23 protein-coding genes are annotated in these 23,730 nt (G+C 69.6%); 4 read left to right on the forward strand and 19 right to left on the reverse strand.

Going from position 1 to position 23,730, the window contains the following annotated elements; all coding sequences use genetic code 11:
* Positions 1–32 precede the first annotated feature (32 nt).
* From D1J51_RS03260 to D1J51_RS03310, 11 genes are all read right to left on the reverse strand, one after another.
* Positions 33–1,046, reverse strand: a complete 1,014-nt coding sequence (locus D1J51_RS03260) for an ABC transporter ATP-binding protein (RefSeq protein WP_119073738.1) — start codon at positions 1,044–1,046, stop codon at positions 33–35.
* Entirely contained in the window at positions 1,030–1,836 is an 807-nt protein-coding gene (locus D1J51_RS03265; protein ID WP_119073739.1) for an ABC transporter permease, read from the reverse strand. The genes D1J51_RS03260 and D1J51_RS03265 overlap by 17 nt, the downstream gene beginning before the upstream one ends.
* 1 nt (position 1,837) lies before the next feature.
* Positions 1,838–2,719 carry an ABC transporter permease gene (locus D1J51_RS03270; RefSeq protein ID WP_119073740.1) on the reverse strand — a complete coding sequence of 294 codons (882 nt, stop codon included), beginning with the start codon at positions 2,717–2,719 and terminating at the stop codon, positions 1,838–1,840.
* A 10-nt stretch (positions 2,720–2,729) separates the two neighbouring features.
* Positions 2,730–3,851 (reverse strand): ABC transporter substrate-binding protein, encoded by a 1,122-nt coding sequence (locus D1J51_RS03275; RefSeq protein WP_119073741.1) that lies wholly within the window; start codon positions 3,849–3,851, stop codon positions 2,730–2,732.
* Between the two features lie 39 nt (positions 3,852–3,890).
* A complete protein-coding gene (locus tag D1J51_RS03280) occupies positions 3,891–4,520 on the reverse strand; it encodes a helix-turn-helix domain-containing protein (RefSeq protein ID WP_119073742.1) in 630 nt (209 codons plus the stop codon).
* A gap of 77 nt (positions 4,521–4,597) precedes the next feature.
* Complete coding sequence (locus tag D1J51_RS03285) at positions 4,598–6,145, reverse strand: amidohydrolase (RefSeq protein ID WP_119073743.1); 1,548 nt, start codon at positions 6,143–6,145, stop codon at positions 4,598–4,600.
* Positions 6,142–7,242: an ABC transporter ATP-binding protein gene (locus D1J51_RS03290; RefSeq protein WP_240422839.1), complete on the reverse strand. Its 1,101-nt coding sequence runs from the start codon at positions 7,240–7,242 to the stop codon at positions 6,142–6,144. The genes D1J51_RS03285 and D1J51_RS03290 overlap by 4 nt, the downstream gene beginning before the upstream one ends.
* 11 nt (positions 7,243–7,253) lie before the next feature.
* Positions 7,254–8,042: an ABC transporter permease gene (locus tag D1J51_RS03295; RefSeq protein ID WP_119073745.1), complete on the reverse strand. Its 789-nt coding sequence runs from the start codon at positions 8,040–8,042 to the stop codon at positions 7,254–7,256.
* Positions 8,039–8,938: an ABC transporter permease gene (locus D1J51_RS03300; protein ID WP_205547674.1), complete on the reverse strand. Its 900-nt coding sequence runs from the start codon at positions 8,936–8,938 to the stop codon at positions 8,039–8,041. Before D1J51_RS03300 ends, D1J51_RS03295 begins: the two co-directional genes overlap by 4 nt.
* On the reverse strand, positions 8,920–10,521 hold the full coding sequence (locus tag D1J51_RS03305; protein ID WP_119073746.1) for an amidohydrolase: 1,602 nt from the start codon (positions 10,519–10,521) through the stop codon (positions 8,920–8,922). The genes D1J51_RS03300 and D1J51_RS03305 overlap by 19 nt, the downstream gene beginning before the upstream one ends.
* Positions 10,518–11,585, reverse strand: a complete 1,068-nt coding sequence (locus tag D1J51_RS03310; RefSeq protein ID WP_119073747.1) for an ABC transporter substrate-binding protein — start codon at positions 11,583–11,585, stop codon at positions 10,518–10,520. Before D1J51_RS03310 ends, D1J51_RS03305 begins: the two co-directional genes overlap by 4 nt.
* A 141-nt stretch (positions 11,586–11,726) precedes the next feature.
* On the opposite strand from D1J51_RS03310, the gene D1J51_RS03315 reads away from it, so the two are divergent.
* On the forward strand, positions 11,727–12,332 hold the full coding sequence (locus tag D1J51_RS03315; protein ID WP_119073748.1) for a TetR/AcrR family transcriptional regulator: 606 nt from the start codon (positions 11,727–11,729) through the stop codon (positions 12,330–12,332).
* A 307-nt stretch (positions 12,333–12,639) separates the two neighbouring features.
* On the opposite strand, the gene D1J51_RS03320 is transcribed toward D1J51_RS03315, so the two are convergent.
* The 5 genes from D1J51_RS03320 to D1J51_RS03340 all read right to left on the reverse strand — a co-directional run bounded on the left by D1J51_RS03320 (position 12,640) and on the right by D1J51_RS03340 (position 16,953).
* On the reverse strand, positions 12,640–13,053 hold the full coding sequence (locus D1J51_RS03320) for a cupin domain-containing protein (RefSeq protein WP_119073749.1): 414 nt from the start codon (positions 13,051–13,053) through the stop codon (positions 12,640–12,642).
* Positions 13,008–14,141 (reverse strand): ABC transporter ATP-binding protein, encoded by a 1,134-nt coding sequence (locus D1J51_RS03325; protein WP_119073750.1) that lies wholly within the window; start codon positions 14,139–14,141, stop codon positions 13,008–13,010. Before D1J51_RS03325 ends, D1J51_RS03320 begins: the two co-directional genes overlap by 46 nt.
* The gene (locus tag D1J51_RS03330) at positions 14,138–14,956 is read right to left on the reverse strand and encodes an ABC transporter permease (protein ID WP_119073751.1); all 819 of its coding nucleotides are present in this window, start codon (positions 14,954–14,956) and stop codon (positions 14,138–14,140) included. Before D1J51_RS03330 ends, D1J51_RS03325 begins: the two co-directional genes overlap by 4 nt.
* Complete coding sequence (locus D1J51_RS03335) at positions 14,953–15,804, reverse strand: ABC transporter permease (RefSeq protein ID WP_119073752.1); 852 nt, start codon at positions 15,802–15,804, stop codon at positions 14,953–14,955. The genes D1J51_RS03330 and D1J51_RS03335 overlap by 4 nt, the downstream gene beginning before the upstream one ends.
* 90 nt (positions 15,805–15,894) lie before the next feature.
* Entirely contained in the window at positions 15,895–16,953 is a 1,059-nt protein-coding gene (locus tag D1J51_RS03340; RefSeq protein WP_119073753.1) for an extracellular solute-binding protein, read from the reverse strand.
* A gap of 122 nt (positions 16,954–17,075) precedes the next feature.
* Between D1J51_RS03340 and D1J51_RS03345 the strand changes: the two genes are divergently transcribed.
* From D1J51_RS03345 to D1J51_RS03355, 3 genes are all read left to right on the forward strand, one after another.
* Positions 17,076–17,834, forward strand: coding sequence for a TetR/AcrR family transcriptional regulator (locus D1J51_RS03345; protein WP_119073754.1), 759 nt, complete (start codon positions 17,076–17,078; stop codon positions 17,832–17,834).
* A 127-nt stretch (positions 17,835–17,961) separates the two neighbouring features.
* On the forward strand, positions 17,962–19,212 hold the full coding sequence (locus D1J51_RS03350; protein ID WP_240422864.1) for a M24 family metallopeptidase: 1,251 nt from the start codon (positions 17,962–17,964) through the stop codon (positions 19,210–19,212).
* 165 nt (positions 19,213–19,377) lie between these two features.
* The gene (locus tag D1J51_RS03355; RefSeq protein WP_119073756.1) at positions 19,378–20,727 is read left to right on the forward strand and encodes an MFS transporter; all 1,350 of its coding nucleotides are present in this window, start codon (positions 19,378–19,380) and stop codon (positions 20,725–20,727) included.
* Positions 20,728–20,839: 112 nt separating this feature from the next.
* On the opposite strand, the gene D1J51_RS03360 is transcribed toward D1J51_RS03355, so the two are convergent.
* The 3 genes from D1J51_RS03360 to D1J51_RS03370 are packed head-to-tail and all read right to left on the reverse strand — an operon-like array spanning position 20,840 to position 23,729.
* Complete coding sequence (locus D1J51_RS03360; protein ID WP_119073857.1) at positions 20,840–22,021, reverse strand: ABC transporter ATP-binding protein; 1,182 nt, start codon at positions 22,019–22,021, stop codon at positions 20,840–20,842.
* Positions 22,022–22,026: 5 nt separating this feature from the next.
* Positions 22,027–22,812 carry an ABC transporter permease gene (locus D1J51_RS03365; protein ID WP_119073757.1) on the reverse strand — a complete coding sequence of 262 codons (786 nt, stop codon included), beginning with the start codon at positions 22,810–22,812 and terminating at the stop codon, positions 22,027–22,029.
* Positions 22,809–23,729, reverse strand: coding sequence for an ABC transporter permease (locus D1J51_RS03370; RefSeq protein ID WP_119073758.1), 921 nt, complete (start codon positions 23,727–23,729; stop codon positions 22,809–22,811). Before D1J51_RS03370 ends, D1J51_RS03365 begins: the two co-directional genes overlap by 4 nt.
* Between the last annotated feature and the right edge of the window lies 1 nt (position 23,730).

Genomic DNA, 23,730 nt, shown 5'->3' on the forward strand with positions numbered 1-23,730 from the left:
TCTCGGGTTCGAGGAGCGGGGTGTGGAGCGGTTCAGGAGGGGAAGACCGAGGCGAGTGCGGGATCCCAGCTGAGCACGGCAGGTTCGTTCTCGCCGCGCAGCCAGTCGACCGCGTTCTCGCTCCGCACCACGCCGGTGCTGCCGTCGGGGAGCACGATCTCGAACTTCCAGCCCGAACCGAGGTAGATGGCCTGTCGCACCGTGACCGGCACGGCGGCGCGGCCCGGGCCGACCCGGTCGGCGGCGGCGAACAGTTCGCCGTGCTCGGGACGCACCACGGTCATCGTGCCGTCGTCGCCGCGCACCATGGTGGACTCCCCGATGAAGCCCGCGACGAAGAGCGACGCGGGCCTCTCGTAGAGCTCCTTCGAGGTGCCGACCTGCTCGATGCGGCCCTGGTCGAACACGGCGATGCGGTCGGAGAGCGTGAGCGCCTCCTCCTGATCGTGCGTCACGAAGACGAAGGTGCGACCGACCTCGCGGTGGATCCGTCGCAGCTCGAGCTGCAGGCGTTCGCGCAGCTGCTTGTCGAGAGCGCCCAGGGGCTCGTCGAGCAGGAGCACCTGCGGCTCGAACACCAGCGCCCGCGCGAGCGCGACGCGCTGCTGCTGACCGCCCGACAGCTCCTTCGGGTAGCGGTCCTCGAAGCCGGCGAGCCCCGCGGTTTCGAGCGCCTTCCGCGCCTGCCGGCCCGCCTCCGCCCTCGCCACCTTGCGCTGACGCAGCGGGAAGAGCACGTTGTCGAGCACGGTGAGGTGCGGGAAGAGGGCGTAGTGCTGGAACACGATGCCGAGCCCCCGCCGATGCACCGGCACGTCATCCATGCGCTTGCCGTCGATCTCGATGTATCCGGTCGTGAGGTCGGTGAAGCCCGCGATCAGGTTCAGGGTGGTGGTCTTGCCGGATCCCGACGGCCCCAGCAGGGTCATGAACTCGCCGGGCTCGACGACGAGCGAGACGTCGTCGAGGGCCACCGACTTGGGGTAGTGCTTGGAGACTCCGGCGAGCACGATCTCCGCACCTGCGCGGTCAGCTCTTTCGGCCACGGTTCTTCCTTCCGCTGAGCACGAGCGCGCCGATCACGAGCGTCGTGGTGAAGACGAGGATGACGGTCGCGGCGGCGGCGAGCGTCGGGTCGGTGTCGCGGGTCACGCTCGCGTACATCAGCACCGGCAGCGTGTTGAGGTAGGGGCTCTTGATGAAGAGCGAGAGCACGACCTCGTCGAACGAGGTGACGAAGGCGAACAGCGCTCCCGAGACCATGCCGGGCACGATGTTCGGCAGGGTGACCCTGAAGAAGGTCTCGATCCGATTCGCCCCCAGGCTGAGCGCCGCGAGTTCCAGGCGGTCGTCGAAGCCCGCGAAGCCCGCCGTGATCGCGATCACGGTGAACGGGAGCGCCAGGACCGTGTGGGCGAGCACGAAGCCGAGCACCGTGCCGACGAGCCCGAGCCCGAGGAAGATGGCGTAGATGCCGATCGCGACGACGATGCCGGGCACCACCATCGGGACGAGCAGGCCGATCCGCAGCGAATTCGCGAGCCGCTTGGAGATCAGTGCGCGCAGGCCGAGCGAGGCGAGCAGGCCGAGCACCGTCGCGACCAGGGCGACCAGCAGCCCGATCAGCAGCGAGTTCATGAGCGCCGACGTCCACTCGCGGCTCGTGAAGAACGACTCGTACCACTGCAGCGACCAGGTGTCGGGCGGGAACACGAAGGAGGCCTTGCCCGTGAAGCTGAGCGGGATCACCACCAGCGTGGGCGCGATCAGCCACAGCGCGACGATTCCGCTGATGGCCCAGAGCAGGCTCCTCGTGAGGGGTCGTATGCGATCCATGTCAGAACACCTCCACGGAGATCCCCTTGCGCCTGGTCCCCCTCAGCACCAGGGCTACCAGGCCGAGCATGACGAACGTCGCGACCAGCAGGATCACGCCGAGCGCGCCGCCGCGCCCCCACTGCAGCAGACTGCTCACCTGGGCGTAGATCGACTGCGCGAGCATGCTGTCGGAGGGTGACCCCAGCAGCGCAGGGGTCACGTAGAAGCCGAGGGCCTGGATGAAGACCATGAGGGAGCCGGCCGCGACCCCGGGCAGCGACAGCGGCACGAAGATTCGGAGGAAGGCGACCGAGGGGCGTGCGCCCAGCGAGCGAGCGGCGGCTACCAGCCGACCATCGATTCCCGACATCACGGCGTACAGGGGAAGCACCATGAACGGCATCAGCACCTGGCTGAGGCCGATGAGCACCCCGAGGTTGGTGCGCAGCATCTGGAGGGGGCCGATCCCCACGAGGCCGAGCAGCGAGTTGACGAGCCCGGTGTCCTGCAGCAGCACGATCCAGGCGAAGGTGCGGATCATCAGGCTGGTCCAGAACGGGATCAGGGAGATGACGACCAGCACGACCCGCGCGCGGGACCCCACGACGGTCATCAGGAAGGCGTAGGGGTAGGCGAGCACCAGGCAGACGAGCGTGGCGGTCAGCGCGTTGCCGAAGGTGCGCAGGATCACGTCGATGTTCTGCGGGTTGTCGAAGACCCAGGCGTAATTGCCGAAGCCGGGCTCCGGCTCGCTGACGCTGCGCCACATGCTCTCGAGCACGGGATAGGCGAACACTCCGAGCAGCAGGGCGTACGCCGGGAGCAGGAGCAGGAGCGCTCGGAGCGGTGCGCGCCGCGAGGTGTTCGCGGAGCGCACCGCCGGAATGTTCGTCGTGGTCACGGGGACCCGCTCAGCCCTGGAGCCACTTCAGCCAGCGCTCGAGTTCGGCGTCGTAGTTCTCGGCCCACCACTTCGTGTCGGTGTTGACCATCTGATCGGCGATCTCGGGGTCGGTCGTGAGGAACTGCCGGCCCAGCTCGTCGAGCTGCGGCTGGGCGTCCGCGTTGACGGGCGAGTACGAGGTCAGCTCGGTCAGGCGCGCCTGCTGCTGAGCCCCCAGGTAGTAGTTGAGGAAGGCCATGGCCGCGTCGGGGTTCTTCGCGTTCTTCGGCACCGTGAGCGCCTCGTAGACCACCAGCGCCTGATTCCACACCGGCTTGTAGTTGGCTCCGTTCTTGACCGCCTCGTAGCCGCGACCGGACCAGACCAGCGCCATGTCGGCCTCGCCCGATTCGATCATCTGGGTCGACTCGGCTCCGGTCTTCCAGTAGATGAGGCTGTCGCGGATCGTGTCGATCTTCCGGTAGGCGCGATCCATGTCGAGCGGATAGAGCTGGTCCTCGGCGACGCCGTCCGCGAGCAGCGCGCCCTCGTAGATGCCGGGACCGATGTCCTCGAAGCCCGCGATGGCGCGCTTGCCGGGGAACTTCTCGGTGTCGAAGAAGTCCGCCCAGCCCGTGGGCGGATCCGGATACTTGTCGGCGTTGTACAGGAACACATAGCCGTACTGCATCGCCGGCACGTAGCAGTCGCCCACCAGGTTCGGGGGGGCATTCGAGACGTCCACGATCGACGTGTCGATGTTCATCAGCAGCCCCTTCTCGCCGCACTGCTTCTGCGCCCAGATCACGTCGGTGTCGACCACGTCCCACGTCACGTTGTTGCTGTCGACCTGCGCCTTGACCTTCGCATACTCGGTCGGGCCGTCCTCGAGCACGGTGGCGCCGGACGCCTCGGCGAAGGGCTTGCCCGCCGCCTCCATCTGCCCTTTCTGGAAGGAACCGCCCCACGATACGAAGCTGAGCGTCACGCCGTCGAGCGCGCCCTTCTTGACCGTCCCCGCCTCGGCCGGTCCGCTTCCGAGGTCCACTTCCATCGGACCGCCGCCCGCGCTGCATCCGACGAGTAGTGCACCGGCCGCGATCGCGGCGAGGGCGCCCGCGGCCGCACGCCGCGCCATCTTCGATTTCATGTCATCGTCTCCTTTGATGATGGGTGGTGACTGTTCGGATCACGCCTGCCCGGCCCGGTGGGCCCGGGCGTCCTCCACCCGGTCCACGGGCGTCGGCGGGCTGCAGATCCAGATGACCTCCGCGGTGCGGTCGGTTTCGTTGACCACGCGGTGGGGCACGGAGCTCAGAAACTCGATCGAGTCGTCCTTGTCGAGCGAATAGCGTTCACCGCCGAGCTCCAGCACCACACTGCCGGAGACGACGACGAAGATCTCCTGCCCGTTGCCGTGCGCGTAAGGCTCGGCGCCGGTGCTGCTGCCGGGGCTGAAGAGCCCGGAGTAGACCTCGAGGTTGCGCAGCGGGGGCAGCGAGATCACGTACTTCTCGGCGCCCTCGAGCGGCACGTGCGGTCGATCCGCGGCCCGCAGCACTCCCCGGGTGTGGCCCGCGCCCGAGTCGAGGAGCTGGGCCGGACTGACGCCCAGCGCACCGGCGATCTTCCGCAGGGAGGCGATGCTGGCGTTGGTGCGCCCGTTCTCGAGCTGGCTCAGGAAGCTCGAGCTCACTCCGGCCGCCGCCGCGAGGGTGCGCAGGCTCATGCCGCGCAACTGCCTGAACGTCGCGACCCGCAAACCGAGCTCGGTATCCTCGTCCTCGTTCGACTCGACTGCCGCTGCTGGCCGCCCCATATCGCTCCCTCGCGAGACTGAACATGTTGATCACTTCACTGAACGACATGTTCAGTGAAGTGATCAACACTGTACAGTCAACCGCGGTCTCGAGCAAGCGTCCCCGGGCGGGTTCCGCCGAGGAACGTGCCCAGAACCGCGATGTCCGCGAGGCGATCCGGCCGCGTCCGAAGCGGATTCTCCTCGAGAAGGACGAAGTCGGCCCGGGCACCGCGCCTGAGCACGCCCTTCTCGGCTCCCTCGCCCTGGCCGCGGGCGGACCAATCCGTGAACATGCGGATGGCCTCCTCGACCTCGAGGCGGTGCGGGGAGGGCTCGCCGCCCGCGGTCCGCCGATTGACCGCCGACGCGATGTTGGAGAGGGGCGCCGCGCCCTGCGGCACGGTCCCGGTCGAGTCCGTCGCGCCGATGACCCGGATGCCCGCGTCGACGAGCCGCCGCAGGGGCTGGAAGTCGGGCTCGACGACCTCCGACCCCACGAAGTGCGGGGTCGCCACCACGCCGACCCCCGACGCGGCGAGTTCGCCGATGAGGGGGATCGGCGCGTAGTCGCCGGCGTGCTCGATCCGGTGCATCGCGGGGAGTCTCGCGAGCAGCCGCGCGTCCTGCGCGCGAACGGCCGACATCGCCGCGCGGATCCCGGCCCCGGTGACGGCGTGCATGAACAGCTGCACGCGGGCCTCGGTCGCACGCGTGACGATGTCCTGGAGCTCGGCCTGCGACCGTTTGAGGTCGTCGAACACCGCCCCCAGGCCGTCGCCGCCCTCGCCGTCGACGAAGATCTTGATCCCCCCGAAGCGGAGCATCCCGTCCCCGAACCCCGACGACGCCCCGAGGCTCAGCACCTCGTCCACCGAACCCACCCGGGGGACGTGCGGATACACGCGCACGCGGAACGGCAGGCGCCCCCGGCGGTTCAGGTCCTGCAGCGCGCGGACATCGGCCGCGGACGTCGGGATCGTGCTGATGCTCGTGGTGCCCATCGAACCGAACAGGCGGTGGCCGTACCGATCGATCGCCGCAGCCGCCGCCTCCTCGCTCGCCGTGGGCAGCCGGTCCCAGATCTCAGTGAACACGCCGCTGAGACTGCCGTCGGAGCGACGGTGGACGGTCATTCCGGGGCTCTGCCCGGCCTCCTCGTCGATCCCCAGCAGGCGCATCGCCGCCGTGTTGACGGATGCGACGTGCAGCCCCGCGAAGACGACGACGGGCTCCCCGGGGCTCACCCGATCGAGCTCCTCGCGATCCGGCATCCGGAGCTCCTCGACGCGGCGGTTGAGCGCGAAGGAGCTCCGGACCACGATCCAGCCGGAGGGCTGCTCAGCGCGTCGCCTCGCGATCGCCTCGAAGATCTCGCTCAGGCGGGTCACGGGAGGAGCGTGCATCAGGAGCTGCTCCGTCTGGGCGATGCAGCTCATCTCGAGGTGCGCGTGTCCGTCGACGAAGCCGGGCATCAGGGTGGCGCCGTGCAGGTCGACCTCTTCGACCTCGCGGAAGGCGCTCGATCGCAGGAGAGGCTCGCGGTCGCCGATGCCCGCGATCCGGCCGTTCTCGACGAGCACGGCGCTCCCGCGCTCGTCGCCGAGGGTGACGATCTCCCCTCCCGAGAACAGACGCGCGGTCATGCGGCGCCGCCGCCCACGAGCACGCCGTCCTCAGTTCTCCAGCACACGGCCACCTCGTCGCCGAACGAGACCCCCGGCACGTCGCCGAATCGCTCCTCGAGAACGACGCGGGTCTCGTCCGCCAGACGCAGCCCGATCCTCCGATGCGAGCCGAGGTACGCGAGCTCCGTCACCCGCCCGAACACGCGGTTCTCGCCGGCCGAGACGTCCGCATCGCCGGCGGCGACGCGCATATGCTCCGGCCGCACGACCAGGGCGAGGTCGCTGCCCGCGGGCGCGCCGTTCGGGTTCGCGCCGCGGAGCTCTCCTCCCGCCCACGCCAGCGTGCCGCTCTCGGTCAGCCGGCCGGTGAAGCTCGTCGATTCCCCGAGGAACTCCGCGGCGAACCGCGACGTCGGGCGCATGTAGAGGTCCTCGGGGGTGCCGGCCTGCTCGACCCGCCCCTGACGGAACAGCACGATGCGGTCCGACAGCGCGAGGGCTTCGCTCTGGTCGTGCGTGACGAAGAGGAACGTCGTCCCGAGGTCGCGGTGCAGGCGCGCGATCTCGACCTGCATCTGGTCTCGGAGCCGCTTGTCGAGTGCGCCGAGCGGCTCGTCCATGAGGAGGACCGGGGGGTGGTAGACGAGGGCCCGGGCGAGGGCGACCCGCTGCTGCTGCCCGCCCGACAGCTCCTTCGGGCGGCGAGCTCCGTAGGATTGCAGCCTCACGAGATCGAGCGCCTCGCCCACCAGTCTGCGGATCTCGCCCCGCTCGAGCCCGCGTCCGTGGAGGCCGAACGCGACGTTCGCCTCGATCGTCATGTGCGGGAAGAGCGCGTAGTTCTGGAAGACCATGCCGAAGCTCCGCTTGTTGGGCGCGAGGCCCGTCACGTCCCGGCCGTCGAGTATCACGGCTCCCGAGGTGGGCGTGACGAAGCCGGCGATCGCGTTGAGCGTGGTGGTCTTGCCCGAGCCCGACGGACCGAGCAACGTGACGAACTCGCCCGGCCGCACCGACAGGGTCACGTCTTCGATCCCGACCACGCCGCTGGGATAGGTTTTGGTGACCCGGGCGAGATCGACGCCGCCGCGTAGCACTGAGGTCGTTTCGGCCATCGGAGCACCTTTCATCTCTGCTGAGATCGCGTGAGCGCGGGGACCAGCACGATCGCGCTGGTCACGGCGAGGATGAGCGTGGAGACCACCGCGATCGTCGGGTCGACCTCGTTCGTCACGCTGACGAACATCTCCACCGGGAGCGTGCGGATCTCCGGCGACTGCAGGAACATCGCGGCGACCACCTCGTCGAACGAGGTCACGAACGCGAAGAGCGCCCCCGCAGCCACGCCGGAGACGATCAGCGGGAGCGTGATGCGGACGAAGGTCCGCAGCCTCCCGGCGCCGAGGCTGGCCGCCGCGAGGTCGAGCGATCGGTCGTACCCGGCCAGGCTCGCCGTGACGGTCACGACGACGAACGGCAGGGCGAGCACGGCGTGGGCGAGGATGAAGCCGAGGGGGTTGCCGCTGAGCTTCCACTTCAGGAAGACCGAGTAGATCGCCACCGCCGAGACGATGCCGGGGATGATCAGCGGGGCCAGCAGGAGGCCCTGGACGACAGCGCCGATCCGGGCGGGAAGCCGTTGGATGCCGAGAGCCGAGAGCGTGCCGAGCACGCTGCACAGCACCGCCACCACCACGCCGATCCAGAGGGAGTTGCCGAGCGCCTGGAGCCAGGCGCGGTCGGTGAAGAAGTTCGCGTACCACGTCATGGAGAACCCGTCGGGCGGGAATTTGAAGCTCTTCTTCGCCGTGAAGGAGAGCGGCACCACGACCGCCAGCGGAGCGAAGAGCACGATGCCGACGAGGGTCGCCCACAGGCGCAGCCCGAATCCGACGCGCTGCTCCCGCCCGCTCATCGCGCGCCTCCCGCGACCGCCCCGGGCGTGCGTCTCAGCGCACCCGCGGAGATCAGCAGCAGCACCAGGGTGACGAGCAGCAGCACGGTCGAGAGTGCGCCGGCGCCCGGGAAGTCCAGGAGCTTGCCGACCCTCGTCTCGATGAGCTGGCCGATGAGCGACTCCTGCGGGGAGCCGATCAGCCTGGGTGTCACCCAGAACCCGAGGCTCATGATGAACAGCAGCACGGAGCCGGCAGCGATGCCGGGGAGCGAGAGCGGCAGATACACCCTCGCGAACGCCCGGAGCCGGGACGCGCCCATGGAGAGCGCGGCGTCGAGCAGCCGGCGGTCGATGCCGCTCATCGTGCTGTAGAGCGGGAGCACCATGAAGGGCAGCAGCACCTGCACCATGGCGATCGTCACGCCCAGCTGCGAGCCGAGGAGCTTGACCTCGCCGAGGCCGACGGCGCGGAGCATCGTCACGACGACGCCCTCGGGGTGCAGGAGCGCGATCCACGCGAACGTCCGCGCCATCAGGCTCGACCAGAACGGGAGGAGCACGAGGAACATGAGGAACGCGCGCGTTCTCGGCTTCACGAGCGTCATCAGATAGGCGTAGGGATAGCCGAGCACCAGCGTGACCGCGGTGACGAGCAGGGCCACGAGGAAGGTCCGCAGCAGGATCGTCATACTGGTCTCGTCGGTCAGCACCGAGACGTACTGCCCGAGCCCCGGGGTCGGTTCGAGGAAGCTCCGGGAGATCAGCGACACCAGCGGATAGATGAAGCAGACCCCCACGAGGACGACCGCGGGCGCGATGAGGATCCATGCCCCGAGGCGGTCGGCCCCGGCGGACCGCTTCAGCACGGCGGACACCCCCGTGGTGGTGCCCGAGCTCAGGAGCCCCTCTGCCATGTCCTCCTCCCTCCGACATACGTCATCTCGGCCTCCGCCTCCGTCATCGACTCGGGGTCGAGGAACCGCGGATCGCGGTCGTAGACCGCGAAGTCCGCCGCGTACCCGGGGGCCAGGCGCCCGATGATCCCGTCGAGACCCGCCACCGCGGCGGCGTCCGCGGTGTACCCGCGGACGCCCTCGAGCACCGTCGCCCGCTCGTCGGGCGCCACCGGCCTCCCCCGCCGGTTCCGGCGCAGTCGCATCAGCGCGATCCCGAACCAGGGGTTCGGCGCCTCGGCGATCGCGCCGCCAGTGTCGGAGTTTCCCGGCGGCCGGAAGCCGGCGTCGATCAGGCTCCGGTAGGCGTAGAGTCCGCTCCCGTCGTCGGTCGACATGAAGTTCGCGGTCGGCACGGGTACGACGCCGAGCTCGCGCATGCGCGCGACGAGCCCCGCGTCGAGCTTCAGGTTGCCGGCGTGCTCGATCCGAGTCGGCAGGCGCGGCGGCCCGACGCGCGCCGCGGCCTGCTCGACGGCTTCGAGCACCAGGTCCTGGGCCAGGTCGCCGATCGCGTGCACCCACACCTGGACATCGTGGCGCGTCGCCCAGATGAGCTCCTCGCGCAGCCCGCCGAGCGTGCGGGTGACCGCGCCCCAGTTCCTGGGCCGTACGGAGAGCCCCGACTCGTCGAAGGAGTGATCGTTGTCGCCGTCGATGAAGATCTTGATCCCCCCGGCGGCGATGAACGGTGAGTCGATCCCGTCCCCGAACGAGGCCGGGTCCCAGTCGTCGATCCGCTCCAGCAACGGGCTGAGCCCGGGAGCGACCACCGGGGTCAGCGTCACGCGCGTCGGCAGCTCTCCGCGGGTCGCCAGCTCCCCGTAGGCGTCGACCGCGCCTCTGCTCGCCGGGATGTCGTAGACCGTGGTGACGCCGTGCCGCGCGAAGGCGTCCCGGAGTTCGCTCCTGAGGATCGCCGCGAGACGATGGCCGGGGAGGGCCGGGACCGGGAAGAGGTGGAACCCCTCATCGACAGCCCCGGTGGGAACCCCGGCCCGATCGACGTGGACGACCACGCCCGGGGAGACCGTCGGCGCCGCGTGGCCCATGCCCGCCCGCCGCAGCGCGGTCGTGTTCGCCTGCAGCCGGTGCATGCTCTCGCGCACCAGCACGGGGACGCCGTCCGAGACGGCGTCGAGCTGCTCCCGGCCCGGGAGCGGCTGGAGGAACGTCCCCTGCGCCACGATCCACGCGTCGGGATCGGTCCGCTGCACGGCGGCGCGGCCGATTCGCTCGCAGACCTCGTCCGGGGTGAGCCCCCGCACGTCGAGCCACTCGGAGCGGGCCATCGCGGAGAACTCGACGTGGGTGTGGGCGTCGATCATCCCCGGCAGCACCACGCGGCCGCGGAGGTCGATGCTCGGGGCGCTCGGACCGGCGCGGTCCCAGAGGTTCTCGGCGGAGCCGAGCGCCTCCACGCGGCCCGCGCGCACGAGCATCGCCTCGGCGGGGTCGCTCCCCTCGGCGTCGGCGAAGATGCGCCCTCCGGTCAGCAGCAGGTCCTCCCCCGAGAGCCGCGCGCCTCCGAAGTCCCCGCTCATCCTGCGGTCCAGGCCGTCCAGCGCGAGAGCACGTTCTCGGCGTTGTCACCCCACCACTGCGGGTCGATCGACCAGGACTGCGCCCGGCGCTCCGCCGCGCCCGGGTCCCACTCAGCGGATTCCGGGGTCAGCTCGGGCTTGGCCCGGAGATTGGCGACGCCGTAGTCGATGGCCTCGGCGAAGGCGGCCTGGGGGCCGGGCGAGACCGCGAAGTTGATGAACTCCTGCGCGATCTCGCGGTTGGTGCTCCCCTTGACGATCGAGAGCGAAGCCCAGTGGTACGCGTTCCGGTCCCACACCGGCGCGTAGGTCGCGCCGTTCCGCACGGCCTCGGCGGCGCGCCCCGACCACACGAGAGCCATGTCCGCGCGCCCCGACTCCATCATCTCCACCTGTTCGGCGCCCGAGGCCCAGAAGGTGGTCTCGCTCTTGACCGCATCGAGCTTGGCGAACGCACGGTCGAAGTCGAGCGGATACAGGTCGGCGCGGTCGACGCCGTCCGCGAGGAGCGCCATCTCGAGGTTGCCCTCGGCAGGGTCGCCCGCCATCGCGCGCGAGCCCGGGAACCTCCCGAGGTCGAAGAAGTCCGCGAGCTTCGTGGGCGGCGCGTCGCCGTAGACCTCGGTGTTGTAGACGAGCAGGTACGAGTACGTGTCGACCGGGATCCCGCAGTCGCTGATGGTGCCCTCGGCGAAGTCGGCGCGGTTGATGCCTGAGAAGTCGAGCTTCTCGAACAGCGTGCCGCAGTAGGCGAAGGACTCGGCCGACCCCGAGAGGTACACGTCCCAGTCGGGGTTGCCCGTCTCCACCATGACCTTGAGCTTGGAGAGATCGGTGGGGGAGTCGACGGTGACCGTCACGCCTCGGTCTGTCTCGAACGGTTCCACGAAGGTCTTCTCCTGGGCCTTCTGGAACGCGCTGCCGAAGGTCACGAACGTGAACCCGTCCGACCCCGAGGAGCCCCCCTCGGAACCGGTCGCGCCACCCCCGCACGCGGTCAGCGCGAGGGCACCTCCCAGCAGAACGGCAGTTGCTCGGATGCCTCGGATCGCTGCAGACTTCATCGTCGGGCCTCTCTCGATTCACGCCACATACAACGCTGTATTAAAACGATGTTTTCTTATCATACGCTAGAGGCAGCGATGCTGGTCAACGACAGGCATTCAACCGTTACCGAAACTTGATTGCCGCGAAGGAGAACCGAGATGCCCCACGCAGTCGACGAGACCGAGCGGCGCCTGGAGATCGCGGAGGCCACGCTGCGCATCACCGAGCAGCGAGGCGCGAACGCCGTGACGATCCGCGCGGTCGCCGAGGAGCTCGGCCGCTCGACCGCGTTCGTGACGAACTACATTCCGAGCCGCGCGCAGCTCATGTTCAACGCCCTCGACTACGCCCGGGGGCTCTGGGTGGAGGAGCGGGATCGGGCGTCGGCGGCCGGGGAGGGCCTGGATCGGCTCGTCGACCTGGCTCGCTGGATGTGCGGCACGAACGAGCACGACACCGCGCTCCGCAGCCTCTGGATCGAGGTGCTCGCCGGCGCGGGCAGCGAGATCAAGGTGGTCATGGACATCACCGACCGCACCTACACCGCGTTCCAGGAGAGCGCCGCGTCCGCGAACATCGCGCACGCCACGGAGATCGCGGACATCCTGTACCTCTACGCGCGCGGCTTCCACGTGAAGAACGTCGAGGATCCGGTGAGCTGGAACGACGACCGGGTGAATCGGGCGCTCACGCTGCTGCTCGAACGGCTGCTCGGCACCGGAGCGCACACCCCGGGCCAGGGGGACGCCGGCACGGCGACGTGAACTCGGCGCGAATCCAGGGCTTCGCGTCACCGCTGCGAACGCAGGAGAGCGCGGGCACCGGCGCCGAGGCGTGGCCGTCACCCAGCCCCCTCCGCGCTCGAGGATGTCGTGCATGCGCTCGATCCGCAGCCGCCCCTCGGTGCGGGGCTCGTTCGCGGCGAACCACGGGCTCGGCGCCGCCTCGTGCAGGGCGTCGCCGGTGTCGTGGTCGAGCACGCCCGCGTCGAAGTGGATGGGCATCGGATCGATCCCCGTCATCGTCTGCTCCTCTCGGTGCTCCGGCATCCGGCCGGCGCGGTCGCGGCGGTCACTCCTGCGCCGGGGTCATGCTGTAGACGAAGAAGGCCGGCTCGTCGCCGACGTTCTCGAGGTGGTAGGTCCAGCCGGGAGCGAGGTAGACCGTGTCGTCGGGGCCGAGCTCGAAGACCCCCTCGTCGGCGTCGCCCACCCAGGTCAGCCGCAGCCGGCCGCGGATGATGTAGTAGGTCTCGTCGACCGGGCCGTACCAGTGATCAGCCTGCCCCGGGTCGAAGACCTCGCGGCTCGACCAGCGGTTCGTCTGCTCGCCCGGGTCCATCCAGCAGACGCCCTGGGTCAGCTCGCTCTGATGATCGCGCCGGGTGATGATGCGGGCGATGCGCACCCTCGTCGGGGCGGCATCCGCGGCGACGGGCGTCAGCGCGGCGAGCTTGACGTGGACGGGGCGAGGCTCGCGGTCCATGGGTTCCTCGTTTCCGTTGCATCGTCGGGGGTGGGGAAGATCGCGGTGTCGGCTGCCGCCCAGCTCAGGCGCACGGATTCTCCAGCCCCCGGGGCCGGCGTCTCGGTTCCGGATCGCACGATCACCGGGCCGTCGTCGGTCGTGATCTCGACGCGGCGCTGCGCGCCGAGGTAGGTGATGTCCCGGATCCGGCCGTCGAGGGCGCACCCGTCGACGGCCTCGGGCGCGCCGGAGACCCGGAGCCGCTCGGGGCGCACGATCGCGACCGCCGGGCCGTCGGGCAGCCCGTTCGCCGGTACGCGCACGCCGCCTTCGCTCGCGAGGACGCCGTCCGACACCCGCCCGCGCAGCGCGTTCGACTCGCCGATGAAGCGGGCGACGAACAGGGTGCCCGGGCGGGCGTAGAGCTCCTCGGGCGTGCCGATCTGCTCGATCCGCCCCTCGTTGAACACGGCGATGCGGTCAGAGAGGGTCAGCGCCTCCTCCTGGTCGTGCGTCACGAAGACCACGGTGACGCCGAGCTCCTGGTGCAGGCGCCGCAGCTCGATCTGCAGCCGCTCGCGCAGAGCCCGGTCGAGTGCCCCGAACGGCTCGTCCATGAGGAGGAGTCGCGGCTCGAACACGAGCGCTCTGGCGAGGGCGACGCGCTGCTGCTGCCCGCCGCTGAGCTGCGCGGGCCTCGCACTCGCCCGCGCCCGCAGCTCGACCAGCTCGAGCGCCTCGAGCGCCCTCCTGGCGCGCTCGGGCTTGGGCACGCCGCGCTGGCGGAGCGGGAACTCGACGTTCTCGCGCACCGAGAGGTGCGGGAAGAGCGAGTAGTTCTGGAACACCATGCCGAGGCCTCGCTTGTGCGGCGGCACGGCGGTGATCTCGACGCCGTCGCAGACGACGCTGCCGCCGCTCGGCTCGGTGAAGCCGGCGATCATCGAGAGGGTGGTGGTCTTTCCGGAGCCGCTCGGCCCGAGCAGCGTGAGGAACTCGCCCGAGCCGACGCTCAGATCGACGTTCTCGACCGCCGCGGCGCCGGCGTAGCGCTTGACGAGGCCGGCGAGGCGCAGCTCGGCGCCGGGAGCGGGGGTCGCGGTCATGAGGGGTCTCCGAGTCGTTTCGCGGCGCGTCGCTCCCGGGCGACCTGCACGAGGCGGGGAATGAGGATGATGAGCGTGGAGAGCACGAGCAGCAGCGTGGAGGCCGCGGCGATGCTCGGATCGGTCTCGACGGTGACCGAGCTGTACATCTGCACGGGGAGGGTGCGCAGCGCGGGCGACTGCAGGAAGTAGGAGACCACGACCTCGTCGAGGCTCGTGACGAAGGCGAAGACGAAGCCGGTGGCGATGCCGGGGGTCAGGATGGGCAGCTGCACCTGCAGGAACCGGGGCACCGGTCCCGCGCCGAGCACCGCCGCCGCGCGCACGATCGTCTCGTCGAGGCCGCGCAGGGCGGTGCCCACCGGGATCAGCACGAACGGCAGCGCGAGGGTGACGTGCGCGAGCACGATGCCGAGCGGCGAACCGGCGAGGTTCCACCGCAGGTACATGCCGAAGATGGCGATCGCCGCCACGATGCCCGGCACCAGGATCGGCAGCATCACGACGACCTGGGCCGTCGCCGAGAATCGCGCGCGCAGCGCTCGCAGGCCGAGTGCCGCGAGCGTGCCGAGCGCGGTCGCGACGATCCCGACGACGAGCGCGATCCCGAGGCTCGTGCCGAGCGATCCCAACCAGCGCTGATCGCTGAAGAAGTTCTCGTACCACTGCAGCGACCAGCCCTCGATGGGGAAGGCGAAGCTGCGCTTGTCCGAGAACGAGAGCGGCACCACGACGAGCGTCGGCGCGACGAGCAGCAGCGCGACGACCGCGGCCCACAGGCGGAGCGGCAGCCGGATCCTCGTCCGCTCGTTCACCGGCCCTCACCCCCCGACAGCATCTGGGAGACGCCCCGCCGCAGCGGGGTCGCAGCGAGGACCACGACGCAGAAGAGGCCGAGCGTCGCGAGCAGCAGGATGCCCGAGAGCGCGCCGGCCCCGGCGAAGTCCACGATCTTCTCGACGCGCTGCCCGATCACCTGGGCGATCATTGCCTCCTTGGGGCTGCCGATGAGCTGCGGAGTGATGTAGAACCCGAGGGCGAGGATGAACACCAGCGAGCTCGCGGCGAAGAGGCCCGGCAGCGACTGCGGCAGGTAGACCTGCCGGAACGCGCGGTAGCGGTTCGCGCCCAGGCTCTGCGCGGCGGCGAGCTGGCGACGGTCGATCGACGCGAGAGCCGTGTACAGCGTGAGAATCATGTAGGGCAGCAGGATCTGCACGATCGCGAGCACGACGCCGGCCGCCGTGCCCCGCAGGGTGACGTCTTCTGCTCCGAAGAAGGCGAGGATCGCCGAGACCGGGCCGTCCCGCTGCAGGAGCGAGATCCAGGCGAAGGTGCGCGCCATGAGCGACGTCCAGAACGGAACGAGCACCAGCACCATGAGGAGCGTGCGCGCCGTCGGTCCGACGAGCGTGAGCAGGTACGCGAACGGATAGCCGAACGCGACGCAGACGACGACCGTGACCGCTGCCGTGGCGAAGGTGCGGCCGAGCACGCGCAGCGTCGTCGGGTCGGCGAGGGCCGCGGCGTACTGGCCGAGGCCGGGCTCCGGATCGGTGAAAGAGCGGAGGAGGATGACGCCGATGGGGAGCAGGAAGAAGATCAGGATCACGGCGAGGGCTGGCGCGACGGCGAGGCCGCCGAATATGCGCGACTGACGCATGGGTCCTCCTGAGGCGGGATGATGGGGCGGTGGGCGCCGATCGACGGGGATGCGCTCCCGCGGAACCGGTGCTCCGCGCGAACGCGCGGGTCAGCCGGTGGACCAGGCGGTCCACTCGGCCTCCGCGTCCGCCGAGTTGTCGGCCCACCACTGCACGTCCGTCACGATGGACTGGCTCTGCACCTCCTCGCTCGCCACGTTCCACTTCTGCTGCAGTTCGTCGAGTTTCGGCTCGGCCGAGAGGTCTGCCGGCGCGTAGGGCTGCAGCTCCGCGAAGCGCGCCTGCGGCCCGGCCTGCGCGGCGAACTCGATGAAGCTCTGCGCGTTCGCGGCGTTCTTGCTGCCCTTGATGATGCTGAGGCTCGCCCAGGCGAGCAGGTTGTCCTCCCAGATCGGCGCGATCTTCGCCCCGTTCTTCTCGGCTTCGTAGCCGCGGCCCGACCAGGCGAGCCACATGTCCGCGGATCCGTCCTCCATCGACTGCTGGGACTCCGAGCTCGTGTTCCAGAAGGTCAGCGAGTCGCGGATCGTGTCGAGCTTCGCGTACGCGCGCTCGGTGTCGAGGGGGTAGAGGTCCTCGGGCGCCACGCCGTCGGCGAGCAGGGCGAACTCGAGCGCGCCCGCGCCCGCCCACCCCGGGACCATCCGGGTGCCGGGGTACTTCTCCAGGTCGAAGAAGTCCGCGGGAGTGCTCGGAACGTCTGCACCGCTGTACGTGTCGGCGTTGATGATCATCATGGTCGAGTACTGCGCGATCGGGATCGAGCATTCGGACCAGGTGCCCTCGGGGAAGTTCGAGGTGTCGATGTTGCTGAAGTCCAGCTTCTCGACCAGCGCGCCGCAGTTGGCGACCGGGAAGTAGGGCTCGGTGTCCGCGACGTCCCAGATCGTGTTCCCAGACTCGACCATCTGCTGGATCTTCGGGTAGGAGGTGGGGCCGTCGTTCTGGACGGTCACCCCCTGTTCCTCCGCCCAGGGCGTGAGGAACGCCTCGTTCTGGGCGTCCTGGTAGGCGCTGCCGTAGCTCGCGAAGACGAGCGATCCGCCCTCGCCGCCGCCTGATGCGGGTGCGCCGCCGGACGAGCAGGCGGTGAGCGCGAGCGCCGCGACGGCCGCGACTGTCAGCAGCCTCGAGGTTCTCTGGTGCATCTTCGTCGACCCCTTCGTCTCATCCGAGCAGGAATATCATAATAACGCATTATTGTGAGTCTGCAAACCCAGTCGCGTGGCATACAGTTGAACGCACCGAGACCCGAGGAGACCGAGCGCACGTGCACACCATCGAGGAAGCCCCCGCGGCCGCAGCGCGCCGCGATCCCTGGCCCGCCGGGGTCGACCTCGCCACTCGTCGCCGAGCCGAGATCCTCTGCGGCACGATCCGGGTCATCGCGCGCGACGGCGTCGCGGCCGCGAAGCTCAAGGACATCGCGCGCCAGTCGGGGGTGAGCCTCGGCCTCGTGCAGCACTACTTCGACACGCGCGAGAACCTCGTCGACGCCGCCTTCGGCGCGATGATGCAGGTCGTCGCCCGAGAGAGAGCGCGGCGAATGGACGCGGTCGACGACCCGCTGCAGTCCATCTACGAGATGATCCGCCTCCACGTCTTCGGCACCGTCGCCTTCCCGGAGCGATGGGGGCTCTGGAGCGAGCTCTGGGCGGGGTCGGGACGCTCCGATCATCTCCGCGGCGTGGCGACCCAGGTCTACCGGCTGTGGGCGCTCCCGCTCGAGGACGCCCTGCGACGGCTCGAGCAGCAGGGCCGCCTCCCCGCCGGAGCCGATCCCGGGCTGCTGACCACCGGCATGCTCGCACTCATGGACGGGCTCTCCATCCGCACGCTGGCCGAGCCCGACGTCTTCACCCAGGATCTCATGCTCCAGGTGCTCAACGGGTGGGCGACCACCCAGCTCGGCGTCGCACCGGCGGAGGCGGAGCGCCTCCTCGAGGCGCTCTCGAGCAACGCCGCCGAACCCACGGCGCTCGCACCGGAGGTCGTCGCGGCCGCGCTCGTCGAGCAGCGGACGCCGTAGCGGCGCCCCTGGCGTCCGGGCGCGGGAGGCGGCGCCGATCCGCCGCCATAATAATATGTTATTATCACCTTCGGAGCGCGGCCCGAGGCCCGCACCGCCCGCCCGTCAACCACACTCAGAGGTGAGCATGCTCGATTCGACGATCACTCAATTCCTTGCCGAGCAGCAGGAGCGGATCTCGGGCACCGATCCCCACATCGCGTTCTCCCGGGAGGAGTACGCCGCGAGGCTCGCGCGACTGCAGCGGGCGATGGACGAGGACGGCGTCGACACGCTCGTGCTCTCCTCGCCCGAGGCCCAGAACTGGCTCCACGGACTCGCCCTGCGCTGGTACAAGGCCAACGGCCCCCGCGACTGGCGCCCCCTCACCTGCACGGTCGTCCGCGCCGACGCGGGCTACATCCTGTTCGAGGGCGTCGAGCACACCGAGATGATCCGCCGCACCTCGGTGGCCGCGGACGTGCGACTGCTCCCCCGCTACGAGCGCGGCGGGATGCTGCGCTTCATCATCGGCGAGATCACGAAAGAGGGCTGGGTGCGGGGCTCGAACGTGGGCCTCGAGATGTTCTCCGCGATCCCGAACCCCGCCGTCTCGAAGATGCTGGAGGGCGCCCTGCTCGACGCAGGAGCGCGCGTCGTCGACGGAACCCTCACCTCGCGGCGCGTGCGGATGATCAAGTCCGCCGCCGAGATGCGGGCGGTGAAGAAGGCCGCGGAGATCTGCGACGCGGGCCTCCTCCACCTCGCGGACGTCCTCCGGCCGGGGATGACCGAGCTCGAGGCCCACGGGGAGCTGATCCGCGGCCTGTCCACCGCAGGAGGAGAACCCGCGGGCCTGCACCAGGTCGCCTTCGTCGGGCTCGCCGCGCTGGGCGTCTACCACGAGATCTCGGGGCGACGGGTGATCACGGAGGACGACTTCCTCGACGTCGACCCCTGCGGCGTCTACCAGCGCTACCACTCGAACCGGTCCCAGCTGTACGCCTTCAAGGAGCCGCCGAAGGCTGCCGTCGAGCTGATGAGCATTCTCACCGGCGCATTCGACATCCTCACCGAGCGAGCGCGTCCGGGCGCGCGGATCGGCGATGTCAGCGCCGAGCTCTTCGCCTACTACCGGGACGCCGGCGTCTTCGAATCGAACACGAGCGTCTGGATCGGCGGCTACGAGATGGGGATCGCCTTCCCGCCCGACTGGGTCGGCGAGTGGAAGTTCACCGTCGTCGGCGGGGAGGACGACGACCGGGTCTTCGAAGCCGGCATGGTCGCCAATTTCGAGAGCATGTGCGGCATCGGCCTGCTCGACACCTTCGCGGTCGAGGAGGAGCGGACCAGCCTGCTCTCGAAGCTCCCCCACGAGATCATGGTGGTGGGCCGGTAGACCCGGCGGCGGCTCGTCGCACGCGGCGGCGGTGCGACGACCGCGCGTGAGGCGTACACTGGACGACGGCCTCCCACAAGGAACCACGCAGTCAACGGCGCTGAGCCATCGACGCCACACCGACGCAGCGGCGGCCAGCGCGCCGCACGCAACCGAAAGCCGTCCGTGTCCCACACCGCAACCTCAGCCCCCGCCGCGCCCCGCAACTCCCGATCCCGCGTCATCGTCGCGAGCCTCGTCGGAACCACGATCGAGTTCTACGACTTCTACGCCTACGCCACCGCGGCGGTGCTCGTCTTCCCGCGCCTCTTCTTTCCGACGGGCGACGAGACCACCGCGCTCCTCGCCTCCTTCGCGACGTTCGGCGCGGCGATGCTCGCCCGACCGGTCGGCGCGGTCTTCTTCGGGCACCTCGGCGATCGGCTCGGCCGCAAGACCACCCTCGTCGCCTCCCTGCTCACCATGGGCATCGCGACCTTCCTCATCGGCCTGCTGCCCACGTACACGCAGGTCGGCGCCTGGGCGGCCGGGCTGCTGCTGATCATGCGCCTCGCGCAGGGCTTCGCGCTCGGCGGCGAGTGGTCGGGGGCGGCGCTCGTGGCGACCGAGAACGCGCCATCGGGCAAGCGCGCCTGGTACGGCACCTTCCCGCAGCTGGGCGCGCCGCTCGGCTTCATCATCGCCAACACCGTCTTCCTCGGCATCAGCATCGCGCTCGCCGACCCCGCGAATCCCGGTCAGCCCTCCGAGGCGTTCCTCGGCTGGGGATGGCGCGTGCCGTTCCTGTTCTCCGCCGTCATGGTGATCATCGGCCTCTGGGTGCGCCTCCGGCTCGTCGAGTCGAGCGCGTTCGAGCGCACGAAGCAGACCGGCCGGGTCAAGCGCCTGCCCCTCGCCGAGGCGTTCAGGCACCACTGGAGGGCGCTGATCCTCGGCACCTTCGCGATGCTCGCCACCTACGTGCTGTTCTACCTCATGACCTCGTACACCCTCACGCTGGGCACGCGCCCCGTCGACGCCGACGTGCCAGGCCTCGGCTACACGTACAACGGCTTCGTCTTGATGCTGATCTTCGGCGTGGTCTTCTTCGGCGTGTTCACGCTCGTCTCGGGCCCGCTCGCCGACCGCTTCGGCCGCCGTCGCATGCTCGTCCGGGTCACCGGCGCCATCGCGCTCTTCGGCCTCGCCTTCGTGCCGCTGCTCGGCGGCGGCACCGCGACGGTCATGTTCTTCCTGGCGCTCGGCTTCACGCTCATGGGGCTCACCTTCGGGCCGATGGGCGCGTTCCTGCCGGAGATGTTCCCGACGAACGTGCGATACACGGGATCGGCGATCGCGTACAACGTGTCGTCGATCCTGGGCGCCGCCCTCGCGCCGATCATCGCGCTGTGGCTGTGGGGCCTCGCCGACGGCGGCCCCGTCTACGTGGGGCTCTACCTCACCGGCGCGGCGCTGCTCACCTTCGTCTCGCTCCTCCTGACCCCCGAGACCAAGGACGTCGACATCGAGGCGTAGCGCACGCGCGCCCCGCTCACCCTGAAAGGCGGATATCGCACGCGATCCTCGGGATCGACGTGCGATATCCGCCTTTGGCCATCCGCGGCGACGACGCGGCGCCTCAGCGCGCCTACGTCGTCGACTCCCCCGCCTCGCCCGTGTCGGCCAGCAGCACACCGGAGGAGATGTCCCACATCATGGCGACCTGGTCACCGCGGTTGTGGATGCGGGCGTCCTGCCCCAGGCGCACCGCGCCCTCGCCGCCGTCCGGCAGGCGTACCGCGTAGCGGCGCGAGGCTCCGAGGTAGGTCACGTCGGTGATGGTCACGGGGATGGCATTCTGGCTCTCCGCGGGAACGGTCCCCGCGGGCTCGAGGCGCAGGTTCTCCGGCCGGATCAGGATCGCCAGATCCTCCTGGCTGCCCTGCCCGTTCGCGACGACGCGGTGTCCGGAGACGTCGATCGCGGTCTGCCGCTCGCCGACCACGGCGCCCTTGCCGAGCAGCACCGTCGACTCGCCGAGGAAGCGGCCGACGAACAGGGTCTGGGGAGCCTCGTAGAGGTCTTCGGCGGTGCCGACCTGCTCGATCCTGCCGTTGTTGAACACCGCGATGCGATCCGACATCGACAGCGCCTCCTCCTGGTCGTGCGTCACGTACACGAAGGTGGAGCCGACCTCGCGGTGGATGCGCTTGATCTCGCCCTGCAGCCACTCGCGCAGCTTCTTGTCGAGCGCGCCGAGGGGCTCATCCATCAGCAGCACGCGGGGCTCGTAGACCAGGGCGCGGGCGAGCGCGACGCGCTGCTGCTGGCCGCCCGAGAGCTCCGAGGGGTAGCGATCGCCGTACTCGCCCATGCGCACCATCGCGAGCGTCGCGGCGACCCGCTCCCGCTGCTGCGCCTTGCTCAGCTTGCGGCGCTGCAGCGGGTAGGCGATGTTCTCCCACACGGTCTTGTGCGGGAACAGGGCGTAGTTCTGGAACACCATGCCGATGTCGCGCTTGTGCGGCGGGAGCTTGGCCACGGGCTTGCCGTAGATGTGCAGGAACCCCTCGGTGACGGTGGTGAACCCCGCGATCATGTTGAGGGTGGTCGTCTTGCCGGATCCCGACGGCCCCAGGAAGGTCATGAACTCGCCCGGTTCGATCGTGAGGTCGATCTCGTCGACCACGGCCTTCTCGCCGTACCGCTTGGTCACCTGCTTCAGGCTGATGCCGGCCTCGCCGATGGCGTGGATCGCGGAGGTGTTCAGCCCCTCCGCACGCAGCTCCCGCTCGTGGCCGTCGGGCACGGGGATGTCGTTGTGGGTCATGGCGTTCACGCTACCGGTCGCTTTCTCTTCCTCGTGGCGAGCTGCGCGATGAGCATGACGACCACCGAGGTGAGCATCGTGATCACCGCGACCGCGGCCACCGTCGGGTCGTTGGTCTGCGTCGTGCTGTTGAAGATCTTCACCGGCAGCGTCTGCAGCGTCGGGCTCTGGATGAACAGGGACAGGATCACCTCGTCGAACGACGTCACGAACGCGAACAGGGCGCCCGCCGTCACGCCCGGCGCGATCAGCGGCAGGGTGATGCTGAAGAAGGTGCGCGTCCGGCCCGCCCCCAGGCTGGCCGAAGCCTGCTCCAGCCGCGGATCCATGCCCTGCAGCGACGCCATGACGTTCGTGATCACGAGCGGCATCGACACGATCGTGTGCGCCAGCACGAACCCGGGCAGCGTGCCCAGCAGATCCATCCGCAGGAACAGCGAGTAGAGCCCCACCGCGAGCACGATTCCCGGCACGATCAGCGGCAGCAGGAAGTACCCCTCCAGCAGCCCCTTGCCGCGAAACCTCAGCTTCGACAGGCCCAGCGCGGCCAGCACCCCGACCGTCGTCGCCACCAGCATCGTCAGCAGCGCCACCTGCAGCGACGAGAGCAGCGACCTGACCCAGCTCGGGTCGGTGAAGAAGTTCTCGTACCAGCGCGTCGAGAACCCCTTGGGCGGGAAGTTGAACGACGGCGCCTCGTTGAACGACATCGGCACGATCACGAGCGTCGGCAGGATCAGCCAGAGCACGATCAGCACCGCGAACACCCCCAGCAGGCGCTTCGTGATCATGACCGGTCCACCCCCGGGAACAGACTGCCGCTCCTGTTGAACCGCGATACGACGACGAGGATCAGGATCGTGCACACCAGCAGGAACACGCCGAGCGTGGTCCCCTGCCCCCACATCAGGAACACGCTGATCTGCTGCTGGATGAGGGCGGAGATCATGATCTCCCTCGAGGACCCCAGCAGGGCGGGAATGATGTAGAAGCCCAGTCCGAGGATGAACACCGTCACCCCGCCCGAGAAGATGCCGGGCCGCGACAGCGGGAGATAGATCGTGAAGAACGCGGTCACCGGATTCGCCCCCAGGTTCGAAGCCGCCGGCATCAGGCGCTTGTCGATCTTCGCCATCGACGAGTACAGCGGCAGCACCATGAACGGCAGCAGCACCTGGCACATGCCCAGCGCCACGCCGAAGGTGGTGCGGATCAGCGGGATCGGGCCGATCCCGAACCACGCGGCCAGCAACCCGTTGATGGGGCCCGTGTCCTGCAGCAACACCATCCACGCCAGCGTGCGCACCAGGATGCTCGTCCACAGCGGCATCATGATGAACAACTGCATCACGCCCCGCGTTCGGTCCGAGACGATCGTCATGAGGTAGGCGTACGGGTAGGCCAGCACCAGGCACACGAGAGTCACGAGGATCGCGGTGCCGAAGGTGCGCAGGACCACGTTGATGTTGGCATCGGTGGTGAACAGCCACACATAGTTCTGCACGCCCGGGCGCGGATCGGTCACCGAGCGGATGAACACGTCGATGAGCGGCGCCAGGAAGAACAGCGAGACGATCACGAACGCCGGCAGCAGCAGGAGGAGCGGGCGCCAGTTCCTCGGCCCCCGCTTCTTCGGCCCCCCGGCATCCGCACCGGGGGCGACGGCGCTCGCCTGCGCGACGCCCCCGGTGACGGTGCTCTCGGTCATG

The sequence above is a fragment of the Leucobacter sp. wl10 genome, assembly GCF_003569785.1.
Classification (GTDB): domain Bacteria; phylum Actinomycetota; class Actinomycetes; order Actinomycetales; family Microbacteriaceae; genus Leucobacter.

Bases quoted from the DNA above. Each gene is read 5' to 3' on its own strand.
- D1J51_RS03265 (WP_119073739.1), bottom strand. From the start codon at position 1,836: ATGGATCGCATACGACCCCTCACGAGGAGCCTGCTCTGGGCCATCAGC.
- D1J51_RS03275 (WP_119073741.1), bottom strand. From the start codon at position 3,851: ATGAAATCGAAGATGGCGCGGCGTGCGGCCGCGGGCGCCCTCGCCGCG.
- D1J51_RS03280 (WP_119073742.1), bottom strand. From the start codon at position 4,520: ATGGGGCGGCCAGCAGCGGCAGTCGAGTCGAACGAGGACGAGGATACC.
- D1J51_RS03285 (WP_119073743.1), bottom strand. From the start codon at position 6,145: ATGACCGCGCGTCTGTTCTCGGGAGGGGAGATCGTCACCCTCGGCGAC.
- D1J51_RS03290 (WP_240422839.1), bottom strand. From the start codon at position 7,242: ATGGCCGAAACGACCTCAGTGCTACGCGGCGGCGTCGATCTCGCCCGG.
- D1J51_RS03295 (WP_119073745.1), bottom strand. From the start codon at position 8,042: ATGAGCGGGCGGGAGCAGCGCGTCGGATTCGGGCTGCGCCTGTGGGCG.
- D1J51_RS03300 (WP_205547674.1), bottom strand. From the start codon at position 8,938: ATGGCAGAGGGGCTCCTGAGCTCGGGCACCACCACGGGGGTGTCCGCC.
- D1J51_RS03305 (WP_119073746.1), bottom strand. From the start codon at position 10,521: ATGAGCGGGGACTTCGGAGGCGCGCGGCTCTCGGGGGAGGACCTGCTG.
- D1J51_RS03310 (WP_119073747.1), bottom strand. From the start codon at position 11,585: ATGAAGTCTGCAGCGATCCGAGGCATCCGAGCAACTGCCGTTCTGCTG.
- D1J51_RS03315 (WP_119073748.1), top strand. From the start codon at position 11,727: ATGCCCCACGCAGTCGACGAGACCGAGCGGCGCCTGGAGATCGCGGAG.
- D1J51_RS03320 (WP_119073749.1), bottom strand. From the start codon at position 13,053: ATGGACCGCGAGCCTCGCCCCGTCCACGTCAAGCTCGCCGCGCTGACG.
- D1J51_RS03325 (WP_119073750.1), bottom strand. From the start codon at position 14,141: ATGACCGCGACCCCCGCTCCCGGCGCCGAGCTGCGCCTCGCCGGCCTC.
- D1J51_RS03335 (WP_119073752.1), bottom strand. From the start codon at position 15,804: ATGCGTCAGTCGCGCATATTCGGCGGCCTCGCCGTCGCGCCAGCCCTC.
- D1J51_RS03340 (WP_119073753.1), bottom strand. From the start codon at position 16,953: ATGCACCAGAGAACCTCGAGGCTGCTGACAGTCGCGGCCGTCGCGGCG.
- D1J51_RS03350 (WP_240422864.1), top strand. From the start codon at position 17,962: ATGCTCGATTCGACGATCACTCAATTCCTTGCCGAGCAGCAGGAGCGG.
- D1J51_RS03360 (WP_119073857.1), bottom strand. From the start codon at position 22,021: ATGACCCACAACGACATCCCCGTGCCCGACGGCCACGAGCGGGAGCTG.
- D1J51_RS03365 (WP_119073757.1), bottom strand. From the start codon at position 22,812: ATGATCACGAAGCGCCTGCTGGGGGTGTTCGCGGTGCTGATCGTGCTC.
- D1J51_RS03370 (WP_119073758.1), bottom strand. From the start codon at position 23,729: ATGACCGAGAGCACCGTCACCGGGGGCGTCGCGCAGGCGAGCGCCGTC.